This is a genomic window from Nonomuraea sp. NPDC050643 (assembly GCF_040654715.1).
Lineage (GTDB): Bacteria > Actinomycetota > Actinomycetes > Streptosporangiales > Streptosporangiaceae > Nonomuraea.
The window spans coordinates 1-21,883 of sequence record NZ_JBFAIM010000119.1; the positions used below are offsets into that span (position 1 = coordinate 1).

Genomic DNA, 21,883 nt, shown 5'->3' on the forward strand with positions numbered 1-21,883 from the left:
TTCGGTACGCACGGTTCCGATATGCCCGCCCGGCTGATGGCCTAGCGGGCACATCTCATACCGCGCCGGCGAGGCGGGCCAGGGCGTCGGACGGGTCGCCGACGGCGATGCTGCCGAACGGGGCGCGCGCGGCCTCGTCGGGATCGTCGGTGACCGCGTACAGGCTGACTCCCGGGCGCAGGAAGTCGCTGTCGCTGGGCGCGTGGTAGCGGAAGACCGGCGCCCCGAGCCAGAGGACGACGTCGTGGCCCGCGAGCACCCCGGCGACCGCGCCGACGGCTCGTCCCAGTCGTCCAGCGGGACCGACAGGTAGACCACGCCGCGCGGCGCCGCTTCGCAGAGCAGGAGTCCCTTGGAGAGCAGTGCCGGCCCGACCTGCGGGCGCAGCGGCTCGCCGGACCACTTCACCAGCGGGTCGCAGAGCTTGGTCGGGTCGACGTTGGTGAGCAGGGCGCCCACGGGCACGTAGCGCCGGGCCTGCTGACCGGCCAGGACGACCATCGGGGTGTGGCAGCTCGCCGTGTTGGTCAGGCAGCCCATGGCGTTCCCGGTGCCGGAGGCGGCGTGCAGGTTGAGGAAGCCGGTCGTGCCCGACGCCTGGGCGAAGCCGTCGGCCATCGCGATGGCGGCGCCCTCCTGCAGAGCCAGATGGTACGGGATGTCCTGCGGCAGCCCGGTCAGGAAGGACAGCTCGTTGGATCCCGGGTTGCCGAACACCGCCCGGACCCCGTGATGGCGCAGGACCCGGGAGAAGGCGTCGCTGACGGTGGACACGAGCCGCCCCTACGAACGGACCGGGTCGCTGGGATTGGCTTTCGCGACGATGAGCGGGTCGACCGGTGTGAAGGGGAACTGCGGAAGGTCGCGCTCGGGGACGGCGAAACTCGACGCCAGGACCTCGCGGGAGAACGCCGACGCGGTGGCCCGGTAGCCGATGTCGCCGGGCGTCGGCTGGTCGAAGAAGATCAGGAAGTGGATGTCCTCGTCGCCGATGACCTCGATGTGGTGCGGGAAGGCCCGGGGCACGAAGTACACGTCGCCGGGGCCGAGCAGGTATTCGTCAAGGGTGTTGTCGGGGTCCAGGACCCGCATGCGGGCGTGGCCCTTCTCGACGTATCCCATCTCGGCGGTGATCGGATGCCAGTGCGGTTCGCGCATCCCGCTCTCCCTGATGCGCAGGGAGTACATCGAGATGTCGTCCAGGGCGGCCCAGAACTGCTTGCGGGCCAGGCGGGCGTCGCCGTACGCGTAGGACAGCGGCGCGTGCTGGCCCTCGACGTCGAACATGCGGGCGTTGGGCAGTCCGGCCGTGGACGGCACGTCGGCCGCACCCGCGCGGCGGACGATCTGCTGGGCCGGGGACCGCTCGAACGCGGCGAACGCCGACGCGGGCAGGTCATAGGTGTTGCCGAGCACCGCGTCGGTCATGGCCTCGAAGCTCGCGCGCATCGAGAAGTGCCGCGGGCGCTCGTTGCGGAGCGCGAGCACGAACTCGACACGCTCGGTGCCGATGTTCTCGATGTGGTAGACGGCGCCGGACTCGACGTGGTACATCTGGCCGGCCCGGACGACGAACGAGGCGAAGTCGTCGGCGTTGCCGAGGATCGACACCAGGGCCGTGCCGGAAACGCAGTAGCCGAGCTGGTTGGCGTTGACGTTCCACTGCGGCTCGCGCATCGCGCCGGGTTCGAGGACGACGCGCTTGATCGAGAGCCGGTTGAGGATCGGCAGCACGCCGGCGTCCACCACCGTGACCGAGCCGAGCTCGTTCTCGAACGCGGGCCGCGCGGTCGCCAGGGAAGTGATGTGTGGCGAGGTACTGGTCATGACATCCCCTTCGTCGCCGCGGCCCGGCGCGGTCGTGCTCCCCGTTTCCCCAGGTTAAGCAGTAGGTCTCCGCCGCAGCGGATTGCGCCGCGGCGTGTCGCCCGGGCCACGGGCCGGCGCACGCCGCGATGGTCATCTGGAGTTCTCGGCTTTTGCCGCAGGTCAAAGCGAGAGGATCTGCTCAGGCGCGGAAGGCATCCTAACCGATCCCGAAGGCGCGTTCCACGACTTGGCCCAGAGTGTCGGCCCGTTGCCGAACCGGAGTTCGCGCAGATCAGATCGGACAACACGTTGACCTGACTGTGCCCGCCACGTTCAAGCCGGCCGGCATCGCCCGCGGGCCGGCCCAGGCCACGCCCCGCGCGGCCGACGGTCGAGGCACTGCAGCTCGGCGAAGGCGGCGGAGCCCGCGTCGAGGGCGTCGAGGGCGTCGAGCTGTTCGCGCGACAGCGTCCGCGCTCATGCCTCCTTGGTAGCGGAGCGGCCCTGCTCTTGCCAGGGCGCGGCCGCAGGCCGATCCTGGAGCAGGGCGACGCGACCGGCGGGGGACGAACCATGTCTCGACACACAGCATCCGTAGCCGTCACCTGCGTCCTGATCGGCGGCCTGATCTCGGGCTGCGACCAGAGCGACTGCGCCCCGAAGGCGATCGCCGACGTCTACGAGGCCTATTCGCCCGTCGTCCTCGCCGTCATGCCCGAGGTGGTGCCGAAGGCGATCCCGGGGATCGCGGCCAGTCTCGGCCTGTTCGCGGCGGACGCCCTGGCGCGATACCTCATCGAGCACGCGGTGCCGAAGGACAAGACGTGGCTGCTGATCGAGCAGACGCTCCACGGGCAGCAGCGGACGAGCGTGTTCGAGCTCGGCACCGATCACGAGCTCAAGGTGAGCGTGAACGGCGCGCAGCTCAAGCACGTGGACCTCTACGTCAAGGAGCGGCAGATCAAGGTGATCATTCCGCGCGGCACCGCGGCGGAGGTCACCGTCACCGACGCCGGGAACGGCGACGAGGTCGCGGTGCGCGGCACCGTTCCCGGAGACCTGGACGGCTCCCTCGACCTCGACACCGGCCGCACCTCCCCGGACGACTCGCCCGGGGCGCGCGCGGCGGACATCCGGGTCGAGACGTTCGGCTTCGACGTAGGTCCGAAGCTGATCAACGGGGCGACGGCCGCGCGGTTCGCCGGGACCGGCCGGCCGACGCTGCACGCCTGCATGTCCATGCCCGCCACGGCCTGGACGAGCAAGTTCCAGGGCTGGCAGCCAGGAACCCAGGACCGCTCCTGGTGCGTCAGGACCAACGCCGGGCACTACGGCCTCGCCGTCCCGAAGCAGACCGGCGTCTTCTGGATCGGCAGCACCGCGGACGCCGGTGCCGTCTCCTACCTGCTCTGGGCCCAGCCCGGCCTGCCCGCGGCCCCTGCCACCGCCGTCCCCGGAGCGCGGATCGACGGGTGCTGACCCGGACGACCGGCGCGGCCATTTCATGTTCACCTTGCCGGTCGGTGTCACTGCTGGTCAGGGCGGCGTAGTGGATGCGTGTGCCCAGAGCGGCGGTGTGGCTGTCATCCAGCAGGCGCAGGTAGTCGATCCCGGTGCCCCGCTCCGTCGCGGCGGCAGCGGGTTGTTCGGGCTTGGCCTTGGGATGCGTGTGCCGGCCGATCACCTGCGGGACGGCGATGCCCATCGGCTCGCCCCGGAAGCGGACCTCCAGCATGCTCAGCTCGATCTTCCGCCCCACCAAGCTCGGGTCAACGCGGTAGGAGTTGGAGAACAGACCGCATGGCTCCAGCTCACTCAATTGAGGATGTTGGCCTCCTCCAGAGTGTCGTCGGAACCGGGCCCAAGAGGTATCGGCCAAAGCCCCGCTCCCCGCCTGTGGAATCAGCGCAGATGTCTACCCACGAGGCACTCACAATGGAAGGACAACGACGATCGAACTTGGCGATGGTCGAGGCGATCGAGGCCGTTCATCGTGCGCAGCACCGGCGTGTATCGGGCGTGCGGGCAGGGAACGTCGGCCACCTACCTGGCGAACGTCGCCTCGCCTGCGGTGTTCACCCGCCGGAACCGGCGCACGATGAAGGCCCCCGGCCACAACCGTGCCGAACTCGAACGCCGTCTCGGCCGTTCAAACGACCGCTACCTGCGTCTGTACGCCAACCCGGCCCACGGCATCACCGCTGGCTACGTCGAAGACTCTGGGCGGGTTGTCTTGCGACGGTGTGGGACGCGGTGTTCTGGCGGCCTCACCCTCGTCCGGCGCTCGAACTCAGTAGGTCGAATGAGGGCTGATCCAGATGCAGTCGGCGCTGGCCGGTGTCGCGGTCAGGCCCATGGTGGCGGCCGTCGCGGCGATGAGCACGGCCAGAGCCAGTACACGCTTGTGCAGCATTCCACGTCCTCTTTCTTGACGCTTGAGGGGGTCGGCGGCAGGACCCTGGCCGCCCTCCACTTCGTGCACGTGAAGTGACGGCGCCTGCCTTGTGCGTCATACGATTACAGCGGCAGCTATAGATCGGCCATATGAATGGCATAGGCGTGTGCTCGGGCCGGTTGTCGAAACGGCTGGACCGAAGTTGACGGGATCCCGTTTGATCGCCGCGATCAGGTGGGATCTTGTTTTTTGAGGGGTTTCCGAACCGGGTTCGTGCTGGTTCGAAAGCTGCGAAGCGGATGCCCGGGAAGGCCCGGCTGGTGTCCGACTGCTGGTCGAGGATCGAGTTCGCGTCGTTGGGCATGGCGAAGCCGACGCCGGGCTGGGTGCTGCGACACGACAACCACAGGCGAGGAGCAGGGCTTGGTCGATGCGACTTTCTATGTCTTGGGCCCGGTTCAGGTGTGCCTGCCTGATGGCCGGCAGGTTCATCTGACCGGCAAGCAGCGTGCCGTGCTCGCCACGCTGCTGGTCAATGTCAACACACCGGTTTCCAGGGAGCGGTTGGTTGCCGCGCTGTGGGAGGATCCTCCCGCTTCGGCTCTGCCCAACCTGCTCACCTACATTGGCGGGCTGCGCCGGGCGTTGCCGCCGACCGCGCGGCTGCTCACCGAGGAAACGGGATACCTCCTCGAGACAGCCGTCGAGGAGGTGGATCTCCTGCAGTTCGAGCAGGCGATCCGGCTGGCCCGGAGCGCGACCGAGGAAGGCGACCTCCGTGCCGCCATCCGTCAGTACGAAAGAGCGTTGTCCATGTGGCGGGGAAAACCGGCCGCAGGCACCCGGCTCGCCGGCCCCATGCTCGCCCGCCTGACCGAACTGCAGGAACGGCAGGCCACAGCGCGACTGGACTGGGCCGAAGCGAAGCTCGCCCTCGGCCAACCCGCGGAAGTCATCGACGAGCTCCGCCTTCTCGTCGCCGGACAGCCGCTGCACGAACGCGCCTGGCACTCGCTCATGCTCGCGCACGCACAGGCGGGGCAGCGCGACAAAGCCCTCGAAACCTTCCAGCACGCCCGAGCGGCGCTCATCGACAAGCTGGGCATCGAACCTGGCGAAGACCTCCAACGGCTCCAGGCCGCCATCCTGGCCGGCACCATGCCAGGGAGCGAGCCGGCCCCGTGGACACCGATCTGCCAGCTCCCAGCAGACATCGAACACTTCAGCGGCAGAGACGCCGAGCTGGCCACACTGGACGGGTATCTTCCCATCGCGGATGAGGAGCCGTCGCACACCGCCACGACGTGCGTGATCAGTGGCACAGGCGGGGTCGGCAAGACTTCACTCGCCGTGCACTGGGCCCACCGGGTGCGCGACCGGTTTCCCGATGGCCAGTTATGCATAGACCTGCGGGGGTTCAGCCCCGCAGCGGTGTCCATGCCCGCGACGGAAGCGGTGCGGATCCTGCTGGGGCTCCTCCAGCCATCCCACCCCCGGATTCCCGCCAGCTTCGACGAGCAGATCGGGCTCTATCGGACTTTGCTCACCGGCCGGCGGGTGCTCGTCCTCCTGGACAACGCCCGCGAACCGGATCAGGTGCGCCCGCTGTTGTCCCCATCACCGGAGAGCCTGACCCTGGTGACCAGCAGAACCGCGCTCACCGGCCTGATCGCGACCGGCGGCGCCCACCTGGTGCGGCTGAGGCCGCTCTCCGACGCTCAAGCCGGCCAACTGCTGGAACGCCGCCTGGGACACGACCGGGTAGCAGCCGAACACGAGGCGACGAAGGACATCATCAGGACGTGCGCCGGGCTGCCGCTGGCCCTGGGCATCGTCGCCGCACGAGCCATCTTCAACGCCGACCTCCCCCTCGCCGCGCTGGCCGACGAACTCCAGGCGGACACCACCCGGTTGGACGCCCTGCAGACCGAAGAGCTCAGCACCGACCTACGCGAGGTCGTCGGCTCCTCGTATCACGTGCTGGCCCCTCAGGCAGCCGAGACCTTCGCCTGCCTGGGCCTGGCGCCGGGCCCGGACATCAGCCTGTCCGCCGCCGCCAACCTCATCGGCCACCCGGTCGCCCACACCCGCACGCTGCTGCGCACCCTGGAAACCGCCCACCTGCTGCACCAGCACCTCCCCGGCCGCTACCGGATGCACGACCTCGTCCGCCTCTACGCCATCGAACGCGCAGGCATCGACCTGAGGGCACAGGGCCGTGCCGCCGCCGTGCGCCGTCTGGTGGACTTCTACCTGCACACGTCGTACGCCGCCGACCGCCTGCTCTCCCCCCAGCGCCGAGGCGCCATCGAACTGGACGCCCCGACTCCCGGCTGCCTTCCACACCCCTTGGCGGACGCGGCAGCCGCACAGGACTGGTTCGGCGCCGAGCACCCCTGCCTCCTCCCCGCCCAACGGCTGGCCGCCGAACACGGGTTGTCCATCGCCGCCTGGCAACTGGCCTGGACACTCGACACCTTCCACATGAGTCACAACCTGCTTCAGAGTTGCGTTGCGGTATGGCGCGTGGCCTCCAGCGCCGTAGAACACCAGAACGACCCAGCCGTCCGTGCTCTGGTCCACCGGCTACTCGGCCGCGCATACGCCCGGGCAGGGCACCATGCACAATCCCTGCCTCATTTCACCGAGGCATTGGCTCTGTATGAAAAATCCGGAGACGACGCCGGTCAGGCTTATGTTCGCCATACGCTCGCTCTGGCCTGCGGGCAGCGGGGTGATCATGAGCAGGCACTGGTCCATGTGGAACACGCGCTGCGGCTGTACAGGGCCGTCGGTGATGCCGTGGGAGAAGCCCACGTGCTCAATTCCCTGGGCTGGGGCCACGCGTTGCTGGCCGATTTCGCCACCGCTCAGCGGCATTGCGAGCAGGCGCTGGCCCTGCACCGCCGTCACGGCGACCGACCCGGCGAGGCGGCCACGCTCGACAGCCTGGGCTACATCGCCCACCACACCGGCCATCACGCCCAAGCCCTCGATTGCTACCACCGCGCCATCACGTTGTGGCGCGAAACCGGTAATGCCAACCACGAGGCCGAAATTCTCTCCCACCTCGCCGACAGCTACCACGTCCTCGGCCGGCACGCCGAGGCCGCCCAAGCCTGGAGCCAGGCACTCGCCATCTACCAAGCCCAGCGCCGCACCGCGAAAGTCAAGCACATCCAGGCCAGACTCGACGCCTTGGCACGCCAGTGACATTTCGCGATCATGGTTGGGTCTGCGCTGGTGGTGGCAGCGTCGGGCGGTGGTTTCGTGACGGCGGCGGCGGTCTGACCGGTCAGGCTTTCGGCCGGCCGAGGATCAGGTCGGCTGCGGCGGCCAGGCGGTCGGCGCGCTCGCCCGGCAGGGTGCCGGGGCCTGAGACGTATTCGGTGTACGCCTCGAACTGCGCGGTGCCGCACAGGGTGAGGGCGAGCGTGTACGGCTCCGCGCCGCGCGGCAGCTCACCGGCCTCTTGGCACTCGGCCAGATAGCGGGCCATCTGGTCCAGCGCCAGGTGAGGGCCGGTGCCGTGCTTGCGGTTGGTCGCCTGGTAGGCGGCGAACAGGTCCTGGTCGGCGGCGGCCCCGGCCACCAGCGGCAGCGACGCCGTGTAGAAGGCGATGCCGCGCTCCAGCAGATCGACGAGCACGGTGCGCATCGGCCGTTGCCCGGGTGGGGTGGCGGCCTTCTGCCAGGCCCGCAGCTCCGGCAGTTCCTGCGACAGCAGCGCGATCAGCAGGCCGATCTTGCCGCCGAAGTTCTTGGCGATGCTGCCCTCGGCGGCGTCCGCGGCCTGGGCGATCTCGCGGGTGGTGAGCCTGGCCAGGCCGCGTTCGCGCAGCAGCCGGGCGGCGGCGTCGAGGATGCGCTGGCGTGCGGGTGGAGCCATTGGTGATCTCCCCGAATTGACAAGTGAGGTGAGCGCGCACCACAGTAGCATCCGGAAAATCAGGTGCGCGCGCACCTCACTATTGCTGGAGGGCTTGTGAGCGTTCCCCCCATCGTCAGTACTCCCGCGCGGCCACCGCGCGTGCTCGGATACTCCCTCATCCTGGGCCTGGTCTTCGCCGCGGCCTGGCTCGGCTTCACCGCGGTCAGGGCCCGGGACGGGCGCATGCCGATCACCGACTGGCTGGACCCGATGCTCGCCGGCTCGACCCTGCTGGTCACGCTCGGGGCGATGGCGGCCCTGATCGCCCTGTGGCCACAGGTGCCCGCCACCCGGCTGCGCACCGCCGTCGTCGCCCTGCTGATCACCACCGAGTGGGTCTACCTGGCCGGGGAGATCCTGTCCAACACCCTCACCATCGGCGAGCCACCGTCCGACGTCGGCAGCCTGCTGGAGATCGCCGCCGGAGCCGTCGCCGCAGTGGCCCTGATCATGACCGCCGTCGCGCTGTCGGGACCGGCCTGGCGCCAGAACCGCCCGGCGACCGCGGCCATCACCCTCTCCGCCGTGCTCCTCGCCCTCGGCATGACCTGGTGGTTCACCCACCCGATCGACCAGAGCACCCCGGGGGCACCGGCGTGCATCCCGGGCAACGCCCTCTACAACGCCTTCCACCAGGCGAACTGCTGATCTGGTCGACCGCCTTGACCTGCCCGGCCGAGGCAGGCCGCTGCCGGACACCGGCCAAGCAGCCAGGCTTGTCCAGACCCACCAGATGTCTCAGCTGCCACCGCGCAGGCGATGGGCGCCAGCCCCGAAATTCCTCAGGCTTGCTCTGGAGCTTCACTCGAGCACAGATCTGCGGACCCTACACGTGCCAGGCGTTCACGGTCGGCCCACCGATATGCACGTGTTGCATTCTTCTGTCTACACAGCGCTGGAACTGGTGGCTACGGTGGCTTTCGGCGGTCGGATTCGTGCGTTTGGGGAGGGCGGGATGGATCCGCTGGTGTCAGCTGCGGCAACCGCGAAGGTGACGACCGAAGACCGGCCGCAGCCCCGCACGGCGGCGCCGGCGTTGTGGCGGCGGGTGCCTCCCGAACGGGTGACGGCCACGGCGTACGGGCGTGGCCGGGTGTTCCCGGCGGGCCATGATCAGCACAGCACCGAGAAATGAGCCCGCCTCCCGAGCAGCCCGCAGACGGGGGCCAGGCTCGCCCCCATCTCCACGCGGAGGCCTCCGGCACGGGCCGCGTTTATCAAGCGGGCCGGGACCAGCACTTCTACTACCAAGACGGGGTAAGGCGCCGGCGACGCGCCCAAGCGGACCAGATCGTGGACGAATGCCCCTACCCGGGGTTGGCCGCGTTCGGGCCCGAGCAGGCTCGCTGGTTCTTCGGCCGGGACCGGCTGCTGGCGGAGCTGACGGCGCGCCTGGATGAGCGCGCACAACGCGGCGGCCCATTGATGGTGGTCGCTCCCTCCGGGGCGGGCAAGTCATCACTGCTGCGGGCGGGATTGATGCCCGCGTTGGAAGACGGTGCCCTTCCCGGATCACGGCACTGGCCACGCCTGCTCTTCACGCCTACCGCCCAGCCGATGGCGGCCTTGACGGAGAACCTGGCGGCCTGTGCCGATATCGAGCCGGCCCAGGTCAGGGAGGCGATCGCGGCCGGAGCCGGGCAGTACACGGCGATGCTCCGCCGCGTACTGCGAGATCGAGGCGTCGATCAAGACGCTGGCGGGGCGCGCCTGGTCATGATCGTCGACCAGCTCGAAGAGCTGTTCACGCAGTGCACAGACCCGAGCGAGCGGCGCCGGTTCGTCGATGTGATCTCCCACCTGGCCGGCCCGGCGCCGGATGGAGTCCGGCCGGTGGCGCTGGTCGTGTGCGGCTTGCGCTCCGACTTCTACACCCCCTGCGCCGATCACCCCCGGCTACGGGCCGCGTTGCAGGACGCCCAGGTGTTCGTCGGGCCGATGTCGCAGGTCGAACTGCGTGAGGCGATCGTGTACCCGGCCCAGGATGTCGGATTGGAGGTCGAGCCGGGACTGGTCGAAGTCCTGCTCAGCAACCTGGGGACCGGCACCGGCGACGGGTACGCGGCCGGGCGCCTTCCGCTGCTGGCCCACGCGCTGCGTACCACCTGGCAGCAGCGGCACGGCCACACCCTGACAGTCGAGGGCTACCGCGTCACCGGCGGCATCCAGCAAGCCGTGGCCACCACCGCCGAACGCATCTTCACTGGCCTGGACCCTGAAGATCAGCAGATGGCGCGGATCGTGTTCCTGCGGTTGGTCACCATCGGTGACAGCATCGAAGACACCCGGCGCCGTGTGGCCCGGGCCGATCTCCTCATCACGGGTGCCGGCTCGGCCGCCGCGGTCGTGGACGCCTTCACCCAAGGCCGCCTGCTCATGCAGACCCAGGACACCGTAGAGATCACTCATGAGGCGCTGCTGTCGGCCTGGCCCCGCCTGCGGACATGGATCGAGGCCGACCGCGCGGGCCTGCTCATCCGTCAGCACCTCATCGACGCGGCCGCCGACTGGCGCAGGGATGGCCAAGATCCCTCCGGCCTGTATCGCGGCACCCGGCTGGCCATCGCCCGGAACTGGGTCGCCGGCGGCGCATCCCCCAGTGGTCTTGACCCGGTGACCGAGGAGTTCCTGCAGGCCGGCATCCGTCTTGAGGAGAGCGAGCAACGCGCCGTCAAACGCCGCACCCGCCGCCTGCGCCTGCTGGCCGGCGCACTGGCGGTACTGCTGGTGGCCGCGCTGGCCGCGGCGGGGGTGGCGTTCGACCTGCAACGTGCCGCCGTAAGGCAGCAACTCGCCGCGACCGCCCGCCAGCTGATGGCCCTGGCCACAGCCTCCCGGGACAGCGACCCGCGCGCGGCCCTGCGATTCGCGGTCGCCGCCGACCGCCTGTCCCCGGGAGCGGCCACCCAGGCAAGCCTGGTCGACATCCTCACCACCACCCGGTACAGCGGCACCTTGACCGGTCATACCAGCGCGGTGGTGTCGGCGGCCTTCTCCCCGGACGGGCGGATCGCGGCCACCGGTAACCCCGACCAGGTGATCATCTGGGACTTCGCCGGCCTGGCCCGGCCCCGCGCTCTGGGGCGGCTTCCAGACGTCGACAACGGCGCCCGCGGGAACGAACTGGCCTTCTTCCCTGACGGGCGCACGTTGATGACCGCCGGCTCTCTCAGCGGTGACGTGCTGCTGTGGGATGTGACGAGACCGGGCGAGCCGCGCCCCCTCAGCACGCTCCAGAGTCAGCCGGGCGAGACGGTGGATGACAGGGTGGGTGCAACGGTGTACTCCCTCGCCGTCTCCCCCGATGGGCGCACCCTGGCCGTCGGCTGCCGAGACGGCACGATCACCCTGTGGGATGCCGCCGAAGCGGCGAATCCCCGGCGCCTGCGGCGGATGCCCTCCGGCTTCGACGGCGCAGTCAGCGAGCTGGCCTTCTCCCCCGACGGCCGTACCCTCGCCGTCGGCAGCTACCTCGACGAAAAGATCCTTTTATGGGACGTGAGCAGGCCGATGTCGCCCCACCGGGTCGGAGGACCGCTCCAGGGCCCGCCCGATACCTCCGGCCAGGGGGAATTCATGTATTCGATGGCGTTCTCACCCGCCCACGATGTCCTGGCGGCCGGGCGCTCAGATGGCACCGCACTCCTGTGGGACGTCAGCGACCCTGCGAAACCTCGCAGGCTCGGCGAATCGCTGACCGGCCACGCGGCCTTACTGCGGTCGGTGGCGTTCAGCCGGGACGGGCGCACCCTGGCCACCGGCAGCGAAGACACGACGGTGATCCTCTGGGACCTGTCCGACCCGGCCAAGCCCAACCGCCTCGAGTCTCTCACTGGTCACCATGGCGCGGTGCACGCTGCCGCCTTCGCCCCGGACGGGACCAAACTGCTCACCGCAAGCCTCGACGCCTCCGCGATCGTATGGGACCTCCGTAACCCGAGCCGACTCCGCCAACAGGGCGAGCCGCTCATGGGGGGCAGCGTGGCGGCGTTCTCCTCCACGGGACGCATCCTCGCCACCACCGCCAGCATGTCCAGCACTACAGGGGCCGAGCACCAAGTCAACCTCTGGGACCTCGCCAATCCCGTCCGGCCCACCCGGCTGGGAGGACTGCGCACCGACCGCGAGGGCTCGATCGGCTCGCTGACGTTCTCCCCGGACGGGCACACCCTTGCCAGCACCAGCATCTTGGACAAGACCGTCGTTCTCTGGGACGTCACCGCACCTGGCGCCCCCCGTCGCCTCGGGTCCCTGACCGGCCATGGAACCCTGCTGCGTGGTACGGCCTTTTCCCCTACCGGATCCGTCCTGGCCAGCGTGAGCCATGACGCCGTGATCCTGTGGGACGTCTCCGAACCCGCCCGACCGCACGAATTGGCACGACTCACCGGGCTGATCTCCTCTTCCGTGGCATTCTCCGCCGACGGGCACACGATCGCTGTCACCACCGAACTCGCCTCCGCCCAGTCCGCCGTGTCGGTCACGATGTGGGACGTGACCGACCCGGGCCGGCCCCGCCGCCTGGGCACCGACCTGACGGGCACCGCAACTCCCGCCTTCTCCGCCAACGGACGCCTCCTCGCCACCGCCAACGACCTCGACAGCACCGCGATCCTCTGGGACGTCACAGATCCGACCCGCCCCCGCCGCCTCGGACAACCCCTCACCGGCCACACCGGCAAAGTGCGAACGCTGGCCTTCTCCCCCGACGGGCACACCCTGGCCACCGGCGGCAACGACAACACGGTCATCCTGTGGGACCTCACCGATCGGACCCAGCCCCGCCCCATCGGCCGACCCCTGACCGTCGGCCGCCACTCCTACGTCGGCTACCTGAGCTTCTCCCCGGACGGCACGTCCCTGGCGACCGGCAGCGGAATCGAGGTCATCCTGTGGGACCTGACAGGCCTCAACGATCTCCGAAGCCACGCGGCGCAACGAGCCTGCGCCATCGCCGGAGGACCCCTCGACCGCGAACAGTGGCTCCGCTACCTCAGCGAACTGCCCTACCAGGACACCTGCTCCCCCGCCCGGTGACCGCCCCCGCAGGGCCTGCAGCACGCCCATGGGGCCGTGAGTAACCTCCATGATGGCTGCCGGATGTCCGGCAGATGCGGGCAGCAGCAACGGGACGGCGTGCGCCCGTCCGCCGTGTAGGCGACGTGCGCGGTCGGGTGGCACAGGACGCGGCCGGTGGGAGTCGTCGTCGAAGCGCACCACCAGGTAGGCGCCGCGGAAGCCGCGGATGGTGCCAGGCCGGTCGCCCACAGCGATGCGGGCCTATCGCTCGGCCTCGGGCAGCCGATAGCGGCGGCGCACGTAGCGGGTGACCCCAGCGCCGTGCTCCCATGCGCCCGCTTCGGGCACGGGCCGGCCCACCGGCAACGGGTCGGTCGTGATCGTCACCGTGTTGATGAAGAGCACGGCCAATGCTGGCGGAAGCGCTGCGGGAGCGTGAGCAGCCAGGTGCTGTGCTCTCAGCGCCACTGGTAGCGAGTCTGGGATGACTCGCTACCAGTGGCGAAGGCGAACCCCTTGTCCGGCTGGACCCGGTAGAGCTGAACATCCCCGGTCCGAACGGCGTCGCCCAGTTGATACCAGGTTCCGTCCTCGCGGGTGAGCTGCCAGCCACAAGCCTGTTCGAACGCGGTCGCCACGGCTTCCCTGATGGCCTGGTCGAGGATCAGACCGAGGCTGGTCTGCGGCGCGGTCGAGTCGCCGGCCGTATGAGTGGACATGATCTTCTCCTTGTGATCGTTGCGAATTCCGCCCCGGCGCATCCGCTGGGAAAGCTCAGCGGGTCCCGGCGAGATGGTCGGCCAGGATCGTGGTGACCGACAGCGCGGTGTCGAAGTTCGGTACGAGCCGGTTCTTCGTCAGCGCGAACGCGACACCCCGCGCGGGGTCGGCGTAGGCGTAGCTCCCGCCGCCACCCGGCCATCCGAATGCCACGGAGTTCTCCTCGGCAGGGGCGCCCATCCTGCCGATCGGGAAGCCCAGCGCCATCCGCGCCGGCGTACCGAACACCTGATCCACACCCTCGAACGCGAGCGCGGACAGTTCCGCCAACCGCGCAGAGTCCACGAGCCTGCCCTGCAGCACGGCGTCGAACATCGCGGCAAGGCCATGCGCCGTGGCGCTGGCCACCGACGGTATATCGGCGCACAGGATCTCGCCGTTGTTGCCGAAATCGGCACTCGGCCGGTTCTCCCACGGCGCGAAGATCACATCACCGCCATCCGGGCCGGCAGGCCATTGCCACGCATGCTGCTCCAGGCGCGCCAACTCCGGCAGCGACTCCTTCGGAGCGGCGAAGGAGAGCTGCCCCTCGATACCGAGCGGCGCACTGATCCACTCACGCAGCAGCTCGCGCATCGGCCGTCCGGTCGCGCGGCGGGCCAGCTCACCGATGAGATAGCCGAAGGTGTAGGAGTGATAGCCCGTGGCTGCGCCCGGCCGCCAGCGTGGCTCGGCGGCGGCCAGCGACTCACATACCCTGAACCAGTCGGAAAGCTCGCTCGGCGTGATCTCGCGCGGCATGGCCGGAAGACCGACCGTGTGGGTCAGCACGTGCCGCAGCGTCGCCGTGGCCTTGCCATGCACACCGAACTCGGGCCACAGGTCCGTGACCGGGCTGTCGTAATCGAGGAAACCACGCGCGACGAGCAGATGCGCGAGCGTGGCCGCCACGTTCTTGCCAGTGGAGAAACTGAAGATCGGCGTGCCGGAGGTGACCGGCCGCCCGGTGGCCGGGTCGGCCACGCCGGCCACCGCGTCGACGATCAGCGCGCCATCCTGATAGACCGCGACCTGCACACCGGTCTCCGCGCCGGCTCCGACCAGCGCATCGATATGACGCTGAATCTGTTCCTGTATCTCACTCATCATTTCCTCGCCCGCGCGGAGGAGCCGCCCCACCGACCGACGGAGGGTGGTGTGCCGCCCGCCCGTTGTCGTCGGGGACAACCTTCAGCCACGAAAGTCACGTTGGGCAAGACACCGCCGAGACCGCCCGCCGCCGGAGGTAGCCGCCGCCGACGCCGGCCTCATTGACCAGCGTGTTTCCAGGCAGCCCTTCAACATCGTCTTGGACTCGCCGCCGCCGAGCCCCTCGAGATCGGGATGGTCGTCTCTGGAAAGCACCACGATGTGAGGTCACCGCCACCTCCCCTGCACAGCGCTCGACTTGACCGATCTTCCACGTGGGTGCGAAGCTCGAGCCGGTTCGGTCGTCGAGATGGCGGTGGAGCGCTGGGATGTGAGTCACCGGTCCAGGGCCGGTGGTTGACACCGCATCGTTGCGCCGCTCGACCGGCACCGAGCCATGTCCGAATGGCTTTGGCGAAAGGTCGACAAGCGATGAAGATCGCTTTTGTGGGTGATGCCCACGGTTGTGTGCTGCACGCGCTGGGTGCCGCGGTGCTGCTCCAGCATCGTCGCGGGATCCGGCTCGACGCCGTGATCCAGGTCGGAGATCTGGGCGCGTATCCGTCGTTGGAGCGGTTCGACGAGTCGAGTCTCCGCTTCTGGCGGGCCCATCCCGCCCAAGGGGACTTCTTCCGCCTGCTCGATCCGTCGCCGTCGTTCGCCGAAGGCGTGCGTCGGGCCCTCGGGCAGGTTCCTTCAGTACTGTTCGTCAGCGGCAACCACGAGGATCACGACTGGCTGGCCTCGTTACATGACGCGGCGGCCGCCGAGGTCGTGCCGGTGGATCCGCTCGGTGCCTACCGCCATATCGCCTGCGGAAACGTGGTCGAGGTCGCTGGGCAGCGGGTGGCGTTCCTGGGGCTGATCGAGGTTGTCGGGAAGATGGATCTGGACGCGAGCGCTTACGCGCGGCTGATGGCGGTCGAACCGGGTGGCGTGGACGTCCTGGTCACCCATGACGGCCCGTACGGAATGTCACTCGACCGGCGCGGGAACGTGCAGGGCTCAGCGAAGCTGACCCGGCTCATCGAACACCTGCAGCCGCGCCTGCACGTCAGCGGCCACTACCACCACCCCAACGGCCCACGCCGCTACGGCCGCACGATCTCCTACGCGCTCGCTCAGCTGGTGCAGCCCAAGTTCTCCAGGTGGGAGCCGGAGTCCGGCAACCCCGAACAACGGGTGACAGCAGGGAGCATCGGCCTGCTGGACACCGAGACCGGCGGCTTCGAGTACATCCAGGACGAGTGGCTGGCCGAGGTCAAAGGTGACGCATTCGACCTCGCCGGGCTCGCCGCCGCCACCCAGTGACGGTCTTCGGTCTGTTACGCCGTCGACGCCTCGCGTATCCATCATGATCACGGCCCGGGGTTACGACCTCGACCAACTCGCCTGGACCGGCACTTACCCATACAGGCCCCTGTTTTGGTTGATGAGTACGGGCGTAGCCCGTGCCTCTTTGGTCGCTTGAGATGATCTTGTATCAACCGCCCGCCTTTACGTTGTAGATTTCTAGTGAAGTCACCAGGACCTCACACCGCCATGCGCTACGTCGTTCCCCTTGGTGAAGCCATCGCCCAGGCCCCGAGACCTCGACCGCAGACTGAAGTTCTGGAACAGCATCAACGGCGCCCCCGCCGACGACGGCCAGGCAATTGGCCGACCTCAACCCCACCCAGCGCGGCCGGCGCGTCGGCCATCGCCAGAACCAACGCCGCCAAGCCCGCCGAACGGCTTTCCGGCAAGTGGAAGGGCACGGCCGGTGACCTGGCAGCGGAGGACATGGTCTGGAAGGAGGTGCGCGCGCGATCCGGAGCGAGCCGGACGAGCTCAGGAGCCACCTGGAGGAGCGCATCACTCCGGCGGCTGACGGTGGATCCGCGGAGGTGGAGGTCGCATGCCGACCGGTGGTCATTGCGTAACGGTCCGTCACGAGAAGCGATGAAGGAGCAGCGAAGGCACGGCCATCAGCTCACCGTGGATGGATATCTGACGACCGGTGGAATCAGGAACGCCATCGCGACCTCCGCCGAGCGGCTCTTCGCCGATCTCACTCCGGCGGCCCGGCAACTGGCCCAGCCCCTGTTCCTGCGGCTGGTGCAGATCGGCGCGTCGGCGGACGACGTTCGCCGGCGGATGCCTCAGGACCAGTTGCTGCACGACCTGAGCGACACGGCGCTTGCCCGGGACGTCGTGCAGGTCTTCACCCGGGGCCGGTTGCTCACTCAGGAGCGCGACAGCGTCATCATCACCCACGAGGCGCTGCTCTCCGCCTGGCCCCGGCTGAAGGGCTGGATCAACAAGGACAGGGCCGGCAACCTCGTCCACCAGGACCTCACCGAAGCCGCCACGGTCTGGGACCGGAACCAGCGCGAGACATCGTCGCTGTATCGCGGCGGACGCCTCGAGATGGCGCGCCTGTGGGCGGCCGAGCATCGAGCCGAGCTCGCCCCATTGGAGCGGCGGTTCCTGGACGACTCCCACCGGCAGCACCGGCGCGCCATCCGGCGAAGCCGGGCGGCGATGGCCGCCCTGGTCACCCTGTCCATCCTGGCCTCCGCCGCCGCCGTCGTCGCGGTTCAGCGCAGCACCGACGCCCTCCTCCAGCGCGACCAGGCGATCCGCAACCGCGTTCTCACCGAAGCCCTCCAGCAGGGCAGCCTCGACACCTCCCTGGCCACTCAGCTCAACCTGGCCGCCCATCGCATGGCTCCCTCACCGGAGGTCACCTCTCGGCTGCTCAGTACGCAGAACGTGCCGCTATCCGTTGCGGTGGGCATGAACCGCCCGGTCCACAGTGTGGCCTTCCACCCCGTGGAGCGGCTGTTGGCGAGCGGGCAGCTCAACGGCACCGTTCAGCTGTGGAACCTTGAGGTTCCGGGCCGTCCCGTCGCCCTGGGGAAGCCGCTGACCGGCCACGACGAGGCCGTCCGCGCGCTGGCCTTCCGGCCGGACGGCCGTGTTCTGGCCACCGGCGACGGCACCATCCGGCTGTGGGACGTCACCTCGCCCGACGCCGCGATCCCGCTCGGCCAACCGCTGCCTCTGCCGGGAGTACGGTGCCCGATCGATCGCCTTCACACCGGATGGCAACACCCTGATCGGCGGTTTCGAGGACGGCAGCATCCGGACATGGAACGTGCGCGACCCCTCGCACGTTTCGCTGATCGCCAAGCCGCTGCCGGCCCACAAGGGCTACGTCACCTCGGTGGCCGTCGACCCCGGCGGGCGGCTCGCCGCCACGGGGTCGGGGGACGGCACCATCCGCCTGTGGCGCATCGGCAGATCCGGCGCCCTCACCGCAGCGGCACAGACCTTGGTGAAATCCGACAACACCGTGCACGCGGTGGCCTTCGACCGCGAAGGGCGATTCCTGGCCAGCGGCAGCGAAGATGGGGCCGTCCGGTTGTGGGACTACTCCGGCGGCGAGCGTCTCACCCCCGTGGGCAGCCCGCTCACGGGTCACACGAGCTACGTTTTCACCCTGGCCTTCAGCCCGGATCGCCGCATCCTGGCCAGCGGCGGAGACGAGGGCGTCATCCGCCTGTGGAACCTGACAGATCCGTCGCAGCCGGCCATGCTGGGCCAGCCGCTGGCCGGCCACAGAAGTTCCGTCGGCTCGGTCGCGTTCAGCGCGGACGGTACGACGCTGGTGAGCGGCAGCGCCGATGACACCTTCCGGGTCTGGAACGTTCCGCGAAGGGCGTTGATCGGCCACACGGCCGGCGTGAACACGCTCGGCTTCACGCGTGACGGCCGCACGCTGGCCTCCGGCGGCGGCAACGGTCTCGTTCGCCTGTGGTCCTTCAGCGATCCCGCTCACCCGATGGCCGTGGGAAAGCCTCTCGATACCGGAGGCGACACCGTCAACGCCGTCGAATTCAGCCCAGACGGTCGCCTCCTGGCCAGCGCCCATCAAGATCGCAGCATACGTCTATGGGACGTCCGCGACGTGTCCCACGTGGTGCCGTACGGCAAGCCTCTTTCCGGGCACACGGGCGCCGTCTACTCCATCAGCTTCAGCCCGGACGGCCGGATGCTCGCGAGCAGTTCGGCCGACAGCACCGCGCGCTTGTGGGATCTCACCACCCCCGGCCGCCCGGCAGCACTCGGAAAGCCGATCACCGGGCACGCGGGCGCCGTCCACTCGGTGGCCTTCGACCGCACCGGACGCGTGCTGGCCACCGCCGGAGAGGACACGACGCTGCGGCTCTGGGACGTCGCGGACCCGGCCGGTGTCGTACCCCTGACGCAACCGCAGGTGGCGGACACGAACGGTCTCTGGCAGGTCACGTTCTCGCCTGACGGACGCACTGTCGCCACCGCCGGCGCCGACAACATCGCCCGCCTCTGGGACATCACCGACCCGCGACGTCCGACAAGCCGCGCGCTCGGCGGATACGTGAGCGGTGTCTGGTCCGTGGGCTTCTCCTCCGATGGGCGCATGCTGGCGTCCGGCACCTTCGGCGGACTGCTGCACCTGTGGGACGTCGCCGACCCCCGCCGGCCTCGTCCCATCGGAAGCCCGTTGAGCGGCCACATCGGAGGGATCGGCTGGGTCGCCTACCGCCCGAACAGCCGTCAACTGCTGACCGCCGGCACTGACAGCACGATCCAGGTATGGGATCTGGACGTCGAGCGGTCGATAGCCCGCATATGCGCTGCCACTGGGCGAACTCTGACACCTCGGCTCTGGAGCACGTACGTGTCCTCCCTGCCGTACAAGGCGCCGTGCGGCGGTCAGTAGCACTGATGGCAGGTGGCCTCGTCCTCCGGCTGGAGGCCGGAAGGCCCGCGGTGCCCCACGACGACCAAGCGCAGGAGCGAAACAGTGACGCAGGATCTCCTCGATCAGGTGGCGTGGGTTCCGTCCGCCGTCGCCGCTGGGAAAGCCCCGCTGGATGTCCGTCCATGTCGATCTCGCCGCACCGGCGACCCCGCCACCGCTGATGCCATCCGCTCTTGTGCTGGACATGGCCGCCAGCCCGCTACAGGCGGCCGGGTCGCGGGCCCTTGATCGTGAGGTCCTACGTGTCCTCCGGCAGTCGGCCGTGGTGGAAGCGGATGTCATAGTCGCTGCCGCCGAGACCTTCTGCCCACGCAGCCAGCGCCCCGGGCGAGGCGGCGCCGACCAGCACGGCCGCGGTCAGGTCGGATGGCCGCCCGGCGCTTTCGGTGAGTTGGTGCCATTGCTCCCGGCGCATCGACAGGTAGCGCAGGCCCGGTATCTCGGCGACCACGTCGAGATCGCGCACCGCGGCCCCGGACAGATCCAGCCCGTACAACCGGGGGCAGTCCCGCAGCGGGGCCATGGAGACGGCCTCGGCCGACCGTACCGTCACGGCTGCGAGCGTGGGGTGCCCGGCCAGCGGCGCCAGCTCCGCGTCGCAGGTCGCAAGCACGTGGTGCACGGTGGCCTCCGCCGCCGCGCCCACGTCGCCCGTTCCGCTGTCCGCGCCGTCGGCGGCGTCGCCGTGGCGCTCTGGCAGGCCTGCCTCGATCCACAGCTCCCCGGTGACGACATCACACGTGTAGTCACCGCGCTCCAGCGCCGCCAGTTGAAGCCGCAGCAACTCGGTCACCGAGTCGGCCACGTACACGGGGCCGTTGCCGTGGTGCATCCCGAGCCGGATCACCTGGCCTGGCCGCCCGCCCTCGGCTGGGTCCATGTCCACCGCCAGGAAGTCACCACCGGTGCTCTCCGCGAAGATGATCCAGCCGGGACGGTGAGCCGATGATCGCACGGCGGCGCGTGGCACGCCCTCGGACCGGATTGAACCGAGCGTGTGATGCTCCCAGGTGTCGCCCGATGCCCACCAGGGGTCTGTGTGGTGCCAGGCGACCAATTCGCGCAGGCCCAGCCAGGGGTGGCGGTCGAAGAGCCGTGAGCGGCCGTCACCGTCGGCCACGGCGTACAGGGCCCGCAGGTCGTCGGGGAGCCGCACGCGCAGCGCCCCCTCGAGGTCTTCGATCGTCTGGGCGTCCCAGGGGGCCGGCAGCTCGTCCTCGAGGCGTCCCGGCTCCCGTCCGAGAATCTCGGCCCGCTTGCACAGGTATGCCCGCAGCAGCCGCACCGCCTCCTGCGGATCTCCCGCCTGCGTCGGGACCGCAGGGCCGGCCTGGAAATCACCGGGATCGGGCGGCCGAATGTCGGGGCGCAGGACGTAGACATGGCTCACCTCTCCTGGTGCCCCGCCCGACTTCCGCGCGATCGCCCGGCTGGTCATCGCCTCGAACCGGCCGTCGGGATGCACCATCAGCTCGATGGCCAGCTTGTCGGCCCCGGTGTCGTCCAGCTCGAAAACCCGCTGTAGCTGCTTGGGCATGCGCATGGATCCGGGGCGCGACCTGCCGTTGGCGAGAACATTGACTGCTCCGTGACCGCCCGTGCCGTGCTTGTCGGCGTGAGCGCTGAACGACGCCCGCTGCCATCCCTGTGGCGCCCCCTTGACCATGCCATGCGCCATACGCTGCAGCAACGCGATGATCTCGGGGTTGTGAAGGCTGGCCATGCGGCTCCCATTCGATGGTCGGGTCACGTCGTGTGCGGCCTCCATTGCAACAGCAGCCACCGACATTGCGCCCGTTGGCAGGCCCTTTTGCGCCATCCTGGCCACCCTCGAAGGCCACCATATGATCGGATACGGCGACGGCGCCGGAGGAGCACACGCCGACCTCGAAGGCTCGGCCGACACCAGGCGAGAGATCGAGACACGGAATCGCTACCTAGATGATTGAGTCCAAGGCGTAGCTGCGGAGATAGGGCGAGGATGTCCATCCTCGGGTTGTGACGACCGAACTGGACACCCTCGCAACCGCAC

Annotated in this window: 15 protein-coding genes and 2 pseudogenes; 9 read left to right on the forward strand and 8 right to left on the reverse strand. The window is 69.3% G+C overall.

The genetic code is table 11. From position 1 onward, the window contains the following. Together AB0I15_RS64640 and AB0I15_RS64645 are read right to left on the reverse strand one after the other, a co-directional pair. Positions 1–774, reverse strand: a 774-nt coding sequence (locus AB0I15_RS64640; RefSeq protein ID WP_358120093.1) for a thiamine pyrophosphate-binding protein, incomplete at its 3' end; no start/stop codon positions are given. Between the two features lie 9 nt (positions 775–783). Further along, entirely contained in the window at positions 784–1,827 is a 1,044-nt protein-coding gene (locus tag AB0I15_RS64645) for a cupin domain-containing protein (RefSeq protein ID WP_358120096.1), read from the reverse strand. A gap of 555 nt (positions 1,828–2,382) precedes the next feature. On the opposite strand from AB0I15_RS64645, the gene AB0I15_RS64650 reads away from it, so the two are divergent. Next, positions 2,383–3,288 carry a hypothetical protein gene (locus AB0I15_RS64650; protein ID WP_358120098.1) on the forward strand — a complete coding sequence of 302 codons (906 nt, stop codon included), beginning with the start codon at positions 2,383–2,385 and terminating at the stop codon, positions 3,286–3,288. A gap of 811 nt (positions 3,289–4,099) precedes the next feature. Here AB0I15_RS64650 and AB0I15_RS64655 read toward each other — a convergent pair. Further along, the gene (locus tag AB0I15_RS64655; protein WP_358120101.1) at positions 4,100–4,222 is read right to left on the reverse strand and encodes a hypothetical protein; all 123 of its coding nucleotides are present in this window, start codon (positions 4,220–4,222) and stop codon (positions 4,100–4,102) included. Positions 4,223–4,627: 405 nt separating this feature from the next. On the opposite strand from AB0I15_RS64655, the gene AB0I15_RS64660 reads away from it, so the two are divergent. Then, the gene (locus tag AB0I15_RS64660; protein ID WP_358120103.1) at positions 4,628–7,417 is read left to right on the forward strand and encodes a BTAD domain-containing putative transcriptional regulator; all 2,790 of its coding nucleotides are present in this window, start codon (positions 4,628–4,630) and stop codon (positions 7,415–7,417) included. 82 nt (positions 7,418–7,499) lie between these two features. Here AB0I15_RS64660 and AB0I15_RS64665 read toward each other — a convergent pair whose 3' ends face one another. Then, positions 7,500–8,093, reverse strand: a complete 594-nt coding sequence (locus tag AB0I15_RS64665) for a TetR/AcrR family transcriptional regulator (protein WP_358120106.1) — start codon at positions 8,091–8,093, stop codon at positions 7,500–7,502. A 96-nt stretch (positions 8,094–8,189) separates the two neighbouring features. Here AB0I15_RS64665 and AB0I15_RS64670 point away from each other — a divergent pair, with 96 nt between their 5' ends. The 3 genes from AB0I15_RS64670 (at position 8,190) to AB0I15_RS64680 (ending at position 13,172) form a co-directional block, all read left to right on the forward strand. Next, positions 8,190–8,783 (forward strand): hypothetical protein, encoded by a 594-nt coding sequence (locus AB0I15_RS64670; protein ID WP_358120109.1) that lies wholly within the window; start codon positions 8,190–8,192, stop codon positions 8,781–8,783. Positions 8,784–9,090: 307 nt separating this feature from the next. Continuing rightward, positions 9,091–9,270 carry a hypothetical protein gene (locus tag AB0I15_RS64675; protein WP_358120112.1) on the forward strand — a complete coding sequence of 60 codons (180 nt, stop codon included), beginning with the start codon at positions 9,091–9,093 and terminating at the stop codon, positions 9,268–9,270. A gap of 158 nt (positions 9,271–9,428) precedes the next feature. Beyond that, entirely contained in the window at positions 9,429–13,172 is a 3,744-nt protein-coding gene (locus AB0I15_RS64680; RefSeq protein ID WP_358120115.1) for an AAA family ATPase, read from the forward strand. 243 nt (positions 13,173–13,415) lie between these two features. On the opposite strand, the gene AB0I15_RS64685 is transcribed toward AB0I15_RS64680, so the two are convergent. The 3 genes from AB0I15_RS64685 to AB0I15_RS64695 are packed head-to-tail and all read right to left on the reverse strand — an operon-like array spanning position 13,416 to position 15,053. Then, positions 13,416–13,559, reverse strand: a complete 144-nt coding sequence (locus AB0I15_RS64685) for a hypothetical protein (RefSeq protein WP_358120118.1) — start codon at positions 13,557–13,559, stop codon at positions 13,416–13,418. Between the two features lie 53 nt (positions 13,560–13,612). Further along, positions 13,613–13,873, reverse strand: a complete 261-nt coding sequence (locus tag AB0I15_RS64690; protein WP_358120120.1) for a hypothetical protein — start codon at positions 13,871–13,873, stop codon at positions 13,613–13,615. 55 nt (positions 13,874–13,928) lie between these two features. Then, complete coding sequence (locus AB0I15_RS64695; RefSeq protein ID WP_358120123.1) at positions 13,929–15,053, reverse strand: serine hydrolase domain-containing protein; 1,125 nt, start codon at positions 15,051–15,053, stop codon at positions 13,929–13,931. A 414-nt stretch (positions 15,054–15,467) separates the two neighbouring features. Between AB0I15_RS64695 and AB0I15_RS64700 the strand changes: the two genes are divergently transcribed. From AB0I15_RS64700 to AB0I15_RS64715, 4 genes and pseudogenes are all read left to right on the forward strand, one after another. Further along, positions 15,468–16,373, forward strand: a complete 906-nt coding sequence (locus AB0I15_RS64700; RefSeq protein ID WP_358120126.1) for a metallophosphoesterase — start codon at positions 15,468–15,470, stop codon at positions 16,371–16,373. A 630-nt stretch (positions 16,374–17,003) separates the two neighbouring features. Next, a pseudogene (locus tag AB0I15_RS64705) lies at positions 17,004–18,050 on the forward strand (hypothetical protein); the annotation flags it as partial. Then, a pseudogene (locus AB0I15_RS64710) lies at positions 18,022–18,192 on the forward strand (hypothetical protein); the annotation flags it as partial. The pseudogenes AB0I15_RS64705 and AB0I15_RS64710, both read left to right, overlap by 29 nt. Positions 18,193–18,201: 9 nt before the next feature. Next, complete coding sequence (locus AB0I15_RS64715; protein ID WP_358120132.1) at positions 18,202–19,809, forward strand: WD40 repeat domain-containing protein; 1,608 nt, start codon at positions 18,202–18,204, stop codon at positions 19,807–19,809. A gap of 280 nt (positions 19,810–20,089) precedes the next feature. Here the strand turns inward: AB0I15_RS64715 and AB0I15_RS64720 are convergent, their stop codons facing one another. Then, the gene (locus AB0I15_RS64720; RefSeq protein ID WP_358120129.1) at positions 20,090–21,574 is read right to left on the reverse strand and encodes an SMI1/KNR4 family protein; all 1,485 of its coding nucleotides are present in this window, start codon (positions 21,572–21,574) and stop codon (positions 20,090–20,092) included. Positions 21,575–21,883: the final 309 nt, after the last annotated feature.

What these genes read in the sequence shown, in the direction of transcription:
- AB0I15_RS64645 (WP_358120096.1), bottom strand. Translation starts at nt 1,827, where the DNA reads ATGACCAGTACCTCGCCACACATCACTTCCCTGGCGACCGCGCGGCCC.
- AB0I15_RS64650 (WP_358120098.1), top strand. Translation starts at nt 2,383, where the DNA reads ATGTCTCGACACACAGCATCCGTAGCCGTCACCTGCGTCCTGATCGGC.
- AB0I15_RS64655 (WP_358120101.1), bottom strand. Translation starts at nt 4,222, where the DNA reads ATGCTGCACAAGCGTGTACTGGCTCTGGCCGTGCTCATCGCCGCGACG.
- AB0I15_RS64665 (WP_358120106.1), bottom strand. Translation starts at nt 8,093, where the DNA reads ATGGCTCCACCCGCACGCCAGCGCATCCTCGACGCCGCCGCCCGGCTG.
- AB0I15_RS64675 (WP_358120112.1), top strand. Translation starts at nt 9,091, where the DNA reads ATGGATCCGCTGGTGTCAGCTGCGGCAACCGCGAAGGTGACGACCGAA.
- AB0I15_RS64690 (WP_358120120.1), bottom strand. Translation starts at nt 13,873, where the DNA reads ATGTCCACTCATACGGCCGGCGACTCGACCGCGCCGCAGACCAGCCTC.
- AB0I15_RS64700 (WP_358120126.1), top strand. Translation starts at nt 15,468, where the DNA reads ATGGCTTTGGCGAAAGGTCGACAAGCGATGAAGATCGCTTTTGTGGGT.
- AB0I15_RS64720 (WP_358120129.1), bottom strand. Translation starts at nt 21,574, where the DNA reads ATGGCCAGCCTTCACAACCCCGAGATCATCGCGTTGCTGCAGCGTATG.